This window comes from Rhodococcus sp. IEGM 1366, from assembly GCF_033142425.1.
In the GTDB taxonomy this organism is placed as follows: Bacteria; Actinomycetota; Actinomycetes; order Mycobacteriales; family Mycobacteriaceae; genus Rhodococcus_F; species Rhodococcus_F globerula.
This window is the reverse complement of sequence record NZ_JAWLRZ010000001.1, coordinates 1,208,474-1,220,298: the sequence shown is the minus strand read 5'-3', so window position 1 is coordinate 1,220,298 and position 11,825 is coordinate 1,208,474. Positions and strand designations below refer to the sequence as shown.

Below are 11,825 nucleotides of genomic sequence, written 5' to 3'. Positions count from 1 at the left end.
GTTTCCCAGGCTTATCCCGAAGTGCAGGGCAGATCACCCACGTGTTACTCACCCGTTCGCCGCTCGTGTACCCCGAAGGGCCTTACCGCTCGACTTGCATGTGTTAAGCACGCCGCCAGCGTTCGTCCTGAGCCAGGATCAAACTCTCCGTTGAAGACTCTAGATTTCATGGGCAAGCCCACTAATCAGTCATAGACAAAAAGAGTCAAATCACTAGCAAAAAAACTCAACTAGCAAAAAATGTGTCGGCAACCATTCAGACGGAAGAATGAACAATCACCGACGAAAAATACTCACACCCCGAACATCAGAACCGAAACCCGAAGGCCCGGAACATCATTCGACATGTGAAGTACCAAAATAATTTGGCACTGACATTCATCGACACACTGTTGAGTTCTCAAAGAACACGCGCACACCATCACCGCGACCTTCAGGCCGCTCGCTCCGGGGCAACTTTTCCAGCCTATCCGATTCTCTGCACCGGCGCAAACCGGGCTGATCTTCGAAACCAACTGGAGTGTTCGCCAGGCACTTCGTACAACCTCGTGTCACTCACCCTCGCAGGTGGGAGTCGGTGTCCGTGTCGCTCTGACCTGGAATAAGTTACGCGAAGATCAACACAACACCAAATCGCCTGGTCACAGCGCTGCGCTTTGTAAACTTCAGGGAACCCAGTACCTCTGCGCCAGTTCTTCGATGATCGGATCTCCCTCTTGCGCCAATTCGAGGGCTTCGAGGTCGTCCGACACCGACAACAATCGGGAATCGTCACCTTCTGCATCGTGAATCGGGCGTCGGCCATCCTCGGAGAGTTGGCGCAACAACTTCTCGCGCACGCGGGCCTTCAACGAATCAGCCATACCGCCAGCATGTGCCTCAGACCAGACGATGTCGAGTACTTACTCGTCATCCTTCTTGCCGAAGACCCGTCTGGCTGTCGGGATCAAGACGATCAGTGCACCGAGAAGCACGATCAGTGAAAAAACCTGCATTGCCATTTCGACCTCACTCACATTCAGGCCGGCGCTAGCCAGCTACCCCAAGGGGTGTTCCGCACAACCGTAAAGGCAACAAGCGTTCCGAGCACCGCGATTGTCATTGCCGGCGCAAGCACGATCATCCGATCGGTCAACCCGTTCCATCTGCGCACAACCCACCGCCCCCACGCGACAACCAGTACCGCGATCAACGGAACGATCAACACATTGCTCGACAACGACGCACCGATATCGAGATGCGTCAGATCATTGACTGCTCGAAGGCCACCACACGCCGGGCACCACAGACCTGTCACCGCATACATGGGACAGACCCCGTAGCTTCCGGAATTGTGCGGATCTCGGACGTGCAAAAGCACAAAAGCCGAGACCCCCACTGCAGCGACGCCGGCCGGAGCGCTCAGCGCCCGCCAGCCCCGCACTGCGGAGGTCTCGGTCTTCATACGATCCACTGTAGAAGCTGGTGGCCACCGACAGCTGCGGCCACGCGAACCCGTTCTATCTCGCTCGAATAACGACTGAGCGAACAATCATGTCGTGCCAGCACTGGCTCTTCGAATCCCAGAGCGGCCACAAGTAGTTGAGGAAGCACGCTCCGCCGAGGATCGCTTCCAATATCCATCGCAGGAGAGCCATGGGTGGTCCCAGCGGAACACCGTCGGACTCTCGAACCACGGAGATGCCCAGCCACTTCTTCCCCAATGACTGGCCGGTATTGCCCTGACGGAAGACGTAGTTCCAGACCTCGATCAGGAGGGTCAGAACAATCCCGATCCCGATGACCAAGAGGCCGACCGAATTTGCACCTTCCGTAGTGACGGTTCCGTCGTCATACGTGGTGACCTCCGCTCCCGAGAACGCGATCACCGCGCCGATGATCGCGACGATCACGCCAGGTAGCGGCACGATGAGGTAATCGAGCAAATACGCGCCGACACGCGAAATCCAGGAGGCGTACGGGTAGGCAGGTTGCGGAGGCCCATATCCCTGCGACGACACGGGAGGCATCTGCCCGTACTGAGGCGGCTGTCCGTACTGCGGTTGCTGCCCGTACTGCGGTGGCTGGTTCGGCTGCTCGCCAGATCCCCAGTTCTGCTCCGACATGGCGATTCTCCCCTGCTCAGGCGCGTGTACGCAGGATCAGGATAAACGGGGCATCGAGTATTTACCGGTAAACGACAAGAGCCCCGCACCAGAATTTCCTGGGACGGGGCTCTTGGCCGAGCTGCCTGAGAGAATCGAACTCTCGACCTTTTCATTACGAGTGAAATGCTCTACCGACTGAGCTAAGGCAGCGTGCCTTTCGGCGATGGCGAGTCTAACTGGTCAACCCCCGGAACGCGAAAACGGGGGTCGGAAGGCTTCGCCGATACTCGCAACCATCGCGTCGAGAGCCCACTGCAACTTGACGTTGAAATCGACGGCTTCGCGACATGCAAGCACGGCTTCGATGCACTTCAGTAGACCTTCCGGTGACGTCCGCGATGCCAGATCGGAAGCCCGCTCGGCCATATCGGGATGAGTGGACGTGGACGACGACCCCAACGCGAACGACAAGGCGTCGCGGTACATGCCGGCAAGATCGATCAGCGTCCGGTCGAGAAGATCACGCTTGGCCCGCGTATCCCTCGATTTCTGCCGCGCTTCGAGTTCCTTGATCAATCCGGCAGACCCTCGGAGCGTGCCGGCTGTGCCCTTACCGGTTCCGCCGCCGCCGAGCGAGACCTTCAGTTCTTCGAGTTCACGTTCCTTGACGTCGGTGAAGAGTGTCTTGGTTTCGGACTCGATCGACTTCACCAGGTTTTCGGCTGCTTTGTACGCCGTCGATGCGGACGCGGCATCAAAGGCAAGCCGGAGCGACCGCGCACGTTCGTCCCGCGCGACATCGTCGGTAGCCAAGCGTCGCGCTCGACCGACGTGACCACCGCTGATCGATGCGGCAAATCTCGCCTGGTCGGGAGCCAATCCGTCACGCCCGATCAACACCTGGGCGATCGACTCGACAGACGGCGTCACGAGAGCCAAGTGCCGGCATCGCGAACGGAGTGTGACCGACATGTCCTCTGGGTCCGTGGTGGGAGCGCAGAGCAGGATCACCGTGCGGTCCGGCGGCTCCTCGACAACTTTCAAGAGCGCATTGGCCGCGCCCTCGGTCAATCGATCCGCGTCCTCGACGACGATGACCTGCCAACGACCGGTCGTTGGCCTGCGCGACGCGATATTGACGATCTCGCGCATGCCTTTGACGCTGATGCTCAATCCGTCGGGAATGATCCGTCGTACGTCACCATGGGTTCCCGTCATCGTGGTTGTGCACGCATGGCACTGCCCGCATCCCGGTTCGCCGTCGGACGTGCACTGCAGGGCTGCGGCAAAGCACAGCGCCGCCACGGACCGCCCGGATCCGGGAGGCCCCGTGAAGAGCCACGCATGGGTCATATCGGATCCGCTGGAGTCGCCCCTAGCGGACAGCGCGGCGGCTCGCAAACTCTGCTCGACGTCGTGCTGACCTACCAGCCGACCGAACACACCACGTTCGGTCACATCACTACTCATGCAAAAACCTTAACCGTCGGCACCGACGAGTCCGGCTCAGTCCTTCTTCGCCGGAGCCTTCTTGGCAGCCGCTTTCTTGGCCGGGGCCTTCTTGGCGGCGGTCTTCTTCGCAGCGGCCTTCTTCGCCGGGGTTTTCTTCGCGGCGGCCTTCTTCTTCACCGGTCCGCGGGCACGACGGTCAGCGAGCAACTCCGACGCACGAGCATCCGAGATGGATTCGACGGCATCGTCCTTGCGCAGGCTGGCGTTGGTCTCACCGTCGGTGACGTACGGACCGAAACGACCGTCCTTGATCACCATCGGCTTCTCACTGACCGGGTCGACACCCAGCTCACGCAGCGGCGGAGTAGCCGACGCCTGACGTCCACGTCGCTTGGGCTCTGCGTAGATCTTGAGCGCGTCGTCGAGGGTGACCGTGAACATCTGCTCTTCGTCGGCCAGGGAACGCGAGTCGGTGCCCTTCTTCAGATACGGACCGTATCGGCCGTTCTGAGCGGTGATCTCTTCCTTGCTCTCGGGATCGACACCCACGACGCGCGGAAGGGACAGCAACCGAAGTGCATCCTCCAAGGTGACCGTCGCCAAGTCCATGGACTTGAGCAGCGATCCGGTGCGCGGCTTGGGGCCCGCAACCTTCTTGGCAGCCTTCTTCGCGGGAGCCTTCTTGGCTGCGGCCTTCTTCACCGCAGTCTTGGTGGTTCCCGCGCTGACCTCTTCCGGTTCCGGAACCGGCACGATGTCCGGCTCCGGCTCGGCCGGCGGTTCGGGGAGAATCTCGGTCACGTAAGGACCGAAGCGGCCCTCCTTCGCGACAATCTCGTTTCCGGTCAGAGGATCGACGCCCAGCTTGCGACCTTCTTGAGGCGTCGCGAACAGCTTCTCGGCGTACTCGGGGGTGAGCTCGTCCGGCGGCAGGTCATCGGGAAGATTGGCCCGCTGCGAGATCAGATCGCCTTCGGGATCGTCCGGATTCTGAACCATGCGCTCGAGGTACGGACCGAATCGGCCGACACGTACGTGAACCTCACGACCCTCGGCGTCGTCGAACAGCCGGATGGAGTTGACCTCGCGGGCGTCGATCTCCTCGAGATTGACGCCGACCATCTTCTTGAGGCCGCCTTCGCGGGCGACCGAACCTTCGGCACCGTGCTCGCCACCGAAGTAGAAGCTGCTCAGCCAGTTACCGCGCTGCTCACGTCCACCGGCAATAGCGTCGAGGTCGTCTTCCATGCCTGCGGTGAAATCGAAGTCGACCAACCGGCCGAAGTGCGCCTCGAGCAGACCGACCACGGCGAAGGCAACCCACGCCGGAACCAGTGCGCTGCCCCGCTTGTAGACGTATCCGCGGTCGAGGATGGTCTTGATGATCGACGAATACGTCGACGGTCGGCCGATACCGAGCTCTTCCAGAGTCTTGATCAGGCTGGCTTCGGTGTACCGCGCCGGCGGGTTGGTGCTGTGACCGTCGGGATCGAGCTTGGTTGCCGTGACTTCCTGGCCCTTGACCAGTATCGGAAGCCTGGATTCGGCATCGTCGGACTGACCGCCTGCCTCTTCGTCGACGCTCTCGACGTAAGCCTTGAGGAAGCCCGCAAATACGATGGTGCGACCGGACGCGGAGAACGTGCAGTCCTCACCCGTGCCGGCCGTGCCGGAAATGCGAAGCGTCAGCGTGTTGCCCCGAGCGTCGGCCATCTGCGAAGCCACGGTGCGCTGCCAGATGAGTTCGTACAACTTGAACTCGTCGGCGTCGAGCTTGGAGTGCAACTGCCCCGGCGTCTGGAACACATCGCCGGCCGGACGAATTGCCTCGTGCGCTTCCTGCGCGTTCTTGACCTTGCGGGTGTACTGACGCGGCGTCGGATGGACGTACTCCGGGCCGTACAACTCGGTGGCCTGCGCACGAGCAGCAGCGATCGCCGACTCGGACAGCGTCGTCGAGTCGGTACGCATGTAGGTGATGTAGCCGTTTTCGTACAGACGCTGCGCGATACGCATGGCCCGCTCGGACGTGAAGCGAAGCTTGCGACCGGCCTCCTGCTGCAGCGTCGACGTCATGAACGGCGGATACGGCTTACGGGTGTACGGCTTGTCTTCTGCAGACGAAACCGTGAGGTCGACGCCGTGCAAAGCCTCGGCCAGTCGACGCGCGTACGCCTCGTCCAGCACAGTGACGGCACTGCCCTTGAGCTTTCCGTCCGGTCCGAAATCGCGACCGGAAGCAACGCGGGAACCGTCGACCGAGACAAGACGCGCACCGAAACTGCGGGGGCTGGCGTCGGCGCCGGCATCAAGCGTGGCGGAGATGTCCCAGTACGAAGCCGACTTGAACGCCATGCGCTCACGCTCACGCTGCACGATGACACGGGTAGCAACCGACTGGACGCGGCCCGCCGAGAGCCTCGGCATGACCTTCTTCCAGAGCACCGGGCTGACCTCGTAACCATAGAGACGGTCGAGGATACGGCGGGTTTCCTGAGCGTCGACGAGGTCGATGTCGAGCTCGCGGGTGTCTTCGGCAGCAGCACGAATTGCCGGTTCGGTGATCTCGTGGAAGACCATTCGACGAACCGGAATCTTGGGCTTCAGGGTCTCGAGGAGATGCCACGCAATGGCCTCACCCTCGCGGTCGGGGTCAGTTGCGAGGAAGAGTTCGTCAGCGTCCTTCAAGAGTGACTTGAGTTCGGCGACCTTGCCCTTCTTCTCTGGGCTGACGACGTAGAGCGGCTCGAAGTCGTGATCGACGTTGACGCCGAGACGGGCCCACGGCTCGCCCTTGTACTTGGCCGGAACATCCGCTGCGCCGCGCGGCAGGTCGCGAATGTGACCGACCGATGCCTCGACTACGTAGTCCTTACCGAGGTAAGGAGCGATTTTGCGCGCCTTGGTCGGTGACTCGACGATCACGAGGCGACGAGGGTTACCGGACGCTCCCTGACCGCTGCCGTTGTCCGCTTTAGCCACCTGCTGCCCGAACCTTCCTTTGGACGATCACTGCCGTCGGCAGTTCTTCAGAACTAGACGTGTGGAGCAAGTTATACCCCGTGTCTCTCTTTACAGAGTGACATACCCGCACGACATTCGTGCAGATCAGTACAGTATGGACACGGTCAGATCTGTGGCCAGGCCGCTTCGACGTCCACGTGACGGGGTGCCTCGCCCAGGTATTCGACGAGCTTGGTCAGTCTCTTCTTGCCGGCGATACGAAGCCCTGGACCGGGCGTCCGGTTGCCCAGCTGAGTAGGTGCGATACCCACTCGCATCAAGGCTTGCGCCAACGGCGCGTGAGTCTGAGTCGCGTGCGGATCGAGGCCGAAAACGAAGCGTTCGCCGTCCTCTTCCATCCTGCCGGACGAGACTGCCCAGACCCGGAGCTGGCGGGGATTCGGAACCCATCCAGCCGGGACGGACTTCACGGCACCTTTGGTCCACTGCACGGACAGGGGCAGCAGGGCCGGCGTCGCCTGAGTTCGGACGAGCGGGCTTCCTTCATCACTACGCGTCACTTCTGCGCCGAGTCCGCATTGCGCGATCAGCTCGGCAATGGCCTGGGCCCGCCAGTCTCGATCTACGACGATCGAGATCCGAGCACGATCTTCGTTTGTCACCACCTGACCGTGTCCGGCCAGCATGCCGGCCAGGTCTGTCACGGCAGGGGGAATCGACTCGGCGGAGAAAAAGGACAGTTGGCTCACAGAGTGCAACGTAGGGCACGAGGACCGTTGCGGCATAAATAATGGGGCCTATTACGAAAAGGTCTGTCCCCCATTGCGGCGAGACAACGAGGGACAGACCGTGTCCAGCTCGGAAGAATCAGACCGCGCGAACGCCTGTCGCCTGGGGCCCCTTGTTGCCCTGCCCTACCTCGAACTCCACACGCTGGTTCTCCTCGAGGGTACGGAAACCGTTGCCCTGGATCTCGGAGTAGTGAACGAAGACGTCTGCGGAACCGTCTTCGGGAGCGATGAAGCCGAAGCCCTTTTCAGCGTTGAACCACTTCACAGTGCCCTGTGCCATGCTTTTCCTTCTCTTTCTAACACCGGATTCGATGAACTGCGCTTATTCAATCCATCGGGCCCGTTCCGGCCGCAGTACCAGCTGATTTCCCCCCAGGCTTGCATCCTCGCAGGAAAGGGCAAGAGCACCACGTCCGCAACAAAAGATCCTGCGAGCGTGCACTTTCTCAAGCCTACGAACACAGAAGCTGCGACCGGTTGTCAGTCAACCATGTTCTGCGCGTGCACAACAGTCGAAATACGTTAAGAATTTGCTACCGAATATCACCGGCTTCGACCCGCCGCAGTCGGCCGCCACCCCGTGCCGCCACTTCCGCCAGCCGATGCGTATCATCAAAACTGCAGGTAACGGCAGTTTCGAACTGTCGGGACACCCGAACGCCGATCCCGGAGAGTCACGTGAACGCAGCCTCCCGCATTCCTGATCCCGACGCGGCGCCGAGCGAAACCTACGGACAGATGCTCCTCGGTCGCGTCGTCGCCGGCGTGAGCGGGAACGAAGATCCACTGACGTTCACCGCTCAACTACCTGCTCGCAGCGCCCGGTTCGCCGAATGGCCGGAGTGGTTGCACCCCAGCGTGGTCCGTTCCCTGAACGAGCACAGTGTGACCGCTCCGTGGATCCACCAGCGCACTGCCGCAGACCTTGCACACAGCGGAAACCATGTTGTGGTCGCCACCGGCACCGCCTCGGGAAAGTCACTGGCATACCAACTCCCCGTCCTGACCGCGATGGCTTCGGACCCTCTTGCCACCGCGCTCTACCTCTCCCCCACCAAAGCTCTCGGCAGCGACCAACTACGGGCAGTGCTGTCCCTCACCGACTTCGACGCCGAACTACGGGGAACCAATCCGAGCGCGTACGACGGGGACACGTCACAGGAGCTGCGCACATGGGCGCGTGAAAACTCTCGTTGGCTGTTCACGAACCCCGACATGCTGCACATCTCTCTGCTCCGCACCCATCAACGCTGGGCGCACTTCTTCCGCAATCTGAAATACGTGATCGTGGACGAATGCCACTCCTACCGCGGTGTCTTCGGATCGAATGTCGCCCTCATCATTCGCCGACTCCGACGCATCGCGGCCCGATACGGCGCCGAGCCCACGTTCATCCTGGCCAGCGCCACCACCGCAGACCCCGGAACAGCGGCTTCCCGGTTGATCGGGGCGCACTGCACCGAGGTCACCGACGACGGATCACCCCACGGGCCACGAACCGTCGCACTCTGGGAGCCTCCACTCGTGCCGGCACTCACCGGCGAGAACGGCAGTCCAGTCCGTCGCCCCGCCGGCGCCGAGGCCGCCCGGATCATGGCGGATCTGATGATCGAAGGCGCACGCACCCTCACCTTCGTACGCTCACGCCGCGGTGCGGAACTGACCGCCATGACCACCAAACGGCTACTCGCAGAAGTCGACACCGATCTGGCCGAACGAATCGCCTCGTACCGCGCGGGATACCTCGCCGAAGACCGCCGCGAACTGGAAGCAGCACTTGCGGACGGCACTCTGCTTGGTGCGGCAACGACCAACGCGCTCGAACTGGGCGTGGACATCGCAGGGCTCGATGCCGTTGTCGTAGCTGGTTTCCCGGGGACCGTTGCCTCGTTCTGGCAACAGGCCGGACGCTCCGGTCGACGCGGCGAGGGATCGCTGGTGGTCCTGATCGCCCGAGACGATCCCCTCGACACCTACCTTGTTCACCATCCTTCGGCCATCCTCGAGAAACCCGTCGAGGCAACCGTGACGGACCCCGGAAATCCCTACATCCTGGGACCACAATTGCTCTGCGCAGCAATGGAACTCCCGCTCTCCGACGCCGAGGTCGACTCGTTCGGAGCCATCGACGTCCTCACCAAGCTCGCCGAAGAAGGCAAGATCCGGCGACGCGCCCACGGTTGGTTCATCACCGCAGACGCCAACCCGCACGGCTCACTGGACATCCGTGGCGGCATCGGCACCCAAGTAGCAATTGTCGACGGCGAATCCGGGCGGATGCTGGGAACCGTCGACACCGGACGGGCACCCGCCACCGTCCACCCCGGTGCGGTCCACATTCACCAGGGCGATGCGTACGTGGTGGACGAACTCGACCTCGAAGTCGGTCTGGCACTGGTCCATGCGGAAAATCCGGACTGGACCACCTCGGCGCGCGAAACCACCGAGATCATCATCACCGAACAACTCGAACACAAGAATTACGGCGACATCACCGTCGCACTCGTGCGCGTCGAAGTGACCCATCAGGTTGTGGGGTACCTCCGACGCCTCAACTCCGGCGAAGTCCTCGATTCCATCGAATTGGATATGCCTGCACATACGCTCGAGACCAGGGCCGTGATGTACACGGTCACACCGGAACTACTCGAATCCGTCGGCGTCTCGCCCGAGCGGTTCCCCGGGGCGCTGCATGCGGCAGAGCATGCAGCGATCGGCCTCCTGCCACTGGTCGCCATCTGCGACCGAGGCGACATCGGCGGAGTGTCGACGGCAATCCACGCCGACACCGGTCTGCCCACCGTGTTCGTCTACGACGGCCACGCCGGTGGCGCGGGATTTGCCGACCGGGGGCACAGTGAACTCTCACGCTGGCTTTCCGCAACCCGCGACGCAATTACCTCGTGCGAGTGCGCCAACGGTTGCCCCTCGTGCGTCTACTCCCCCAAGTGCGGCAACGGAAACGATCCACTCGACAAGGACGGCGCCGTCAAGATCCTTACGGCCGTCATCGACACCATCAGCTGACTAGTCGACAGGGCCCGCGCGCGCCGAGGCCTCCGCATCGCCGATACCGAAGCGGGACAACAATACCGGCGCCCGCACCTGAACAATGACATCCCAGTCCTCGACAGTGCACTCCGCGAGCACTGTTCGCATCCGCGTCGCAACGTCGATTGCCGCGGCGCAGCCTGCCTCCGCGCCGCGCTCGAGCGCTCCGGCCCCCGCCAAAGCCGAGAGATCCGCAGACGACTGGGCGGTGTGACGAGCGGTGACCGCCGAACCCACGTGCAGCAGCCCACCCGTCACCGCGACGATCCCGGCCAGCGCAATACACGAAAACACTGTTGCGATACCGTCGTCCGCCTGTAAAGTCATCAGTCCGCTCCGGGTTCCACAGCAGCGACTGCTTCTGCGGTGATGTCCAACATCGGCAGCAAAACACTGTCGGCGCTCACCACCGCCACGGCAAATCCGTCCACGATCTGCACGGAAATCCGGGCGTCGGAGGGTGCGATTCGGCGCGACGTGGTGACCGCGTTGTCCCGATCCCCGCGGGCCGTCAATCTCGCAGCCTCACGAGCAGCATCCACACACCGAACCTGCATCGTCACCGCTAGTACCGCGCCGACGCACAGCACCACCACAGTGATCATCGAGGCGAGCGCAATTGCTGCCTCGACCGTGACTGCACCGTCATCAGCCTCGCGGATGCTACTCGTGGAAAACATCACACAGCTGTCTTGAGCGCTTTGTCGATGATCCCGGTGAGCGCCGTGACAATGGAATCCCCGGTGACCACCGAATAGAGAACCGCTCCGAACGCCGCGGCGGCAATGGTCCCGATTGCATATTCTGCCGTGGACATTCCGTCGTCCTCGGCGACGAGCAACGTCAACCTCGCTGACAACTTTCCCATCATTCCGAACATCGTTTTCCCCTCCTGTAAGACCACGACAGTTGTTCTGCCGCGGAAGAATCGCGGGTTCTTCTCAGATAAGCCCGTCGCCGAGTACCGACGACGCCAATCCGATCACCACCGGCACTATCCCCAGCGCGAGAAACGCAGGCAGGAAACAGAGTCCGAGCGGACCACTGATCAGCACGCCCGCGCGTTCGGCGGATGCGGCAGCAACATCCTCCGCGTCATCTCGACGGCGTTCTGCAAGTTCCGCCATCGAGACGGACAGCGACGTCCCCGACCGTGACGACCGGCGCGCCAGTCGGGCAAGTGATTCGGTGTCGGGATCCAACGCAGCTTCACCCCAGGCCACATCCGGATCGGCGCCAAGGGTGAGCAGGTCCGATACACGCTGCAAAGCGCCGCCCATCGGCGCCGGCGCAGTAGCGGCAACAGCCCCCACTGCTTCGGCAACCGGTAAACCGCCACGAAGGCATGCAGCTAGAAGGTCGAAACTTGCCGCGACTGCCAGAGGATCGCCGACCGGTGGCTCGTCCGGCAGAACTGTATCCACGGCACTTCTGTCGAGCATTGTTGCCATGCGTGGCAGTGACATTCGCGTGTCCGGAA

At 62.0% G+C, this 11,825-nt stretch carries 12 protein-coding genes, 1 tRNA gene and 1 rRNA gene; 1 reads left to right on the top strand and 13 read right to left on the bottom strand.

All coding sequences use genetic code 11. The annotated features are described in order from the left end of the window. The 9 genes from R4P64_RS05855 to R4P64_RS05815 all read right to left on the bottom strand — a co-directional run. Nucleotides 1–154 (bottom strand): 16S ribosomal RNA (locus R4P64_RS05855); the annotation flags it as partial. Nucleotides 155–665: 511 nt separating this feature from the next. Then, nucleotides 666–863 (bottom strand): hypothetical protein, encoded by a 198-nt coding sequence (locus tag R4P64_RS05850; protein WP_033235958.1) that lies wholly within the window; start codon nucleotides 861–863, stop codon nucleotides 666–668. Nucleotides 864–1,018: 155 nt separating this feature from the next. Next, on the bottom strand, nucleotides 1,019–1,444 hold the full coding sequence (locus tag R4P64_RS05845) for a DUF2752 domain-containing protein (protein WP_033235957.1): 426 nt from the start codon (nucleotides 1,442–1,444) through the stop codon (nucleotides 1,019–1,021). A 55-nt stretch (nucleotides 1,445–1,499) separates the two neighbouring features. Further along, a complete protein-coding gene (locus R4P64_RS05840; RefSeq protein WP_033235956.1) occupies nucleotides 1,500–2,105 on the bottom strand; it encodes an RDD family protein in 606 nt (201 codons plus the stop codon). A gap of 119 nt (nucleotides 2,106–2,224) precedes the next feature. Beyond that, nucleotides 2,225–2,297, bottom strand: a tRNA-Thr gene (locus tag R4P64_RS05835). 30 nt (nucleotides 2,298–2,327) lie between these two features. Continuing rightward, nucleotides 2,328–3,557, bottom strand: a complete 1,230-nt coding sequence (locus R4P64_RS05830; protein ID WP_317819712.1) for a DNA polymerase III subunit delta' — start codon at nucleotides 3,555–3,557, stop codon at nucleotides 2,328–2,330. A gap of 36 nt (nucleotides 3,558–3,593) precedes the next feature. Continuing rightward, entirely contained in the window at nucleotides 3,594–6,521 is a 2,928-nt protein-coding gene (gene topA / locus R4P64_RS05825) for a type I DNA topoisomerase (RefSeq protein ID WP_317819710.1), read from the bottom strand. Nucleotides 6,522–6,667: 146 nt separating this feature from the next. Beyond that, nucleotides 6,668–7,252, bottom strand: coding sequence for a hypothetical protein (locus R4P64_RS05820; RefSeq protein ID WP_045066883.1), 585 nt, complete (start codon nucleotides 7,250–7,252; stop codon nucleotides 6,668–6,670). A gap of 118 nt (nucleotides 7,253–7,370) precedes the next feature. Further along, complete coding sequence (locus R4P64_RS05815; RefSeq protein WP_033235953.1) at nucleotides 7,371–7,574, bottom strand: cold-shock protein; 204 nt, start codon at nucleotides 7,572–7,574, stop codon at nucleotides 7,371–7,373. A 458-nt stretch (nucleotides 7,575–8,032) separates the two neighbouring features. Between R4P64_RS05815 and R4P64_RS05810 the strand changes: the two genes are divergently transcribed. Then, nucleotides 8,033–10,321: a DEAD/DEAH box helicase gene (locus R4P64_RS05810; protein ID WP_317819766.1), complete on the top strand. Its 2,289-nt coding sequence runs from the start codon at nucleotides 8,033–8,035 to the stop codon at nucleotides 10,319–10,321. Here R4P64_RS05810 and R4P64_RS05805 read toward each other — a convergent pair whose 3' ends face one another. The 4 genes from R4P64_RS05805 to R4P64_RS05790 form a co-directional block, all read right to left on the bottom strand. Beyond that, nucleotides 10,322–10,672, bottom strand: coding sequence for an Rv3654c family TadE-like protein (locus R4P64_RS05805; RefSeq protein WP_033235952.1), 351 nt, complete (start codon nucleotides 10,670–10,672; stop codon nucleotides 10,322–10,324). Continuing rightward, complete coding sequence (locus R4P64_RS05800; RefSeq protein WP_317819707.1) at nucleotides 10,672–11,025, bottom strand: TadE family type IV pilus minor pilin; 354 nt, start codon at nucleotides 11,023–11,025, stop codon at nucleotides 10,672–10,674. The genes R4P64_RS05805 and R4P64_RS05800 overlap by 1 nt, the downstream gene beginning before the upstream one ends. Next, on the bottom strand, nucleotides 11,025–11,225 hold the full coding sequence (locus tag R4P64_RS05795; protein WP_033235950.1) for a DUF4244 domain-containing protein: 201 nt from the start codon (nucleotides 11,223–11,225) through the stop codon (nucleotides 11,025–11,027). The genes R4P64_RS05800 and R4P64_RS05795 overlap by 1 nt, the downstream gene beginning before the upstream one ends. Nucleotides 11,226–11,286: 61 nt before the next feature. Next, nucleotides 11,287–11,796: a type II secretion system F family protein gene (locus R4P64_RS05790; protein WP_411742640.1), complete on the bottom strand. Its 510-nt coding sequence runs from the start codon at nucleotides 11,794–11,796 to the stop codon at nucleotides 11,287–11,289. Nucleotides 11,797–11,825 lie beyond the last annotated feature (29 nt).

Excerpts from the sequence above, each read along its gene's own strand:
- R4P64_RS05850 (WP_033235958.1), bottom strand. The coding sequence starts at position 863 with ATGGCTGATTCGTTGAAGGCCCGCGTGCGCGAGAAGTTGTTGCGCCAA.
- R4P64_RS05810 (WP_317819766.1), top strand. The coding sequence starts at position 8,033 with ATGCTCCTCGGTCGCGTCGTCGCCGGCGTGAGCGGGAACGAAGATCCA.
- R4P64_RS05795 (WP_033235950.1), bottom strand. The coding sequence starts at position 11,225 with ATGTTCGGAATGATGGGAAAGTTGTCAGCGAGGTTGACGTTGCTCGTC.
- R4P64_RS05830 (WP_317819712.1), bottom strand. The coding sequence starts at position 3,557 with ATGAGTAGTGATGTGACCGAACGTGGTGTGTTCGGTCGGCTGGTAGGT.
- R4P64_RS05815 (WP_033235953.1), bottom strand. The coding sequence starts at position 7,574 with ATGGCACAGGGCACTGTGAAGTGGTTCAACGCTGAAAAGGGCTTCGGC.
- R4P64_RS05790 (WP_411742640.1), bottom strand. The coding sequence starts at position 11,796 with ATGGCAACAATGCTCGACAGAAGTGCCGTGGATACAGTTCTGCCGGAC.
- R4P64_RS05845 (WP_033235957.1), bottom strand. The coding sequence starts at position 1,444 with ATGAAGACCGAGACCTCCGCAGTGCGGGGCTGGCGGGCGCTGAGCGCT.
- R4P64_RS05840 (WP_033235956.1), bottom strand. The coding sequence starts at position 2,105 with ATGTCGGAGCAGAACTGGGGATCTGGCGAGCAGCCGAACCAGCCACCG.
- R4P64_RS05800 (WP_317819707.1), bottom strand. The coding sequence starts at position 11,025 with ATGTTTTCCACGAGTAGCATCCGCGAGGCTGATGACGGTGCAGTCACG.
- R4P64_RS05805 (WP_033235952.1), bottom strand. The coding sequence starts at position 10,672 with ATGACTTTACAGGCGGACGACGGTATCGCAACAGTGTTTTCGTGTATT.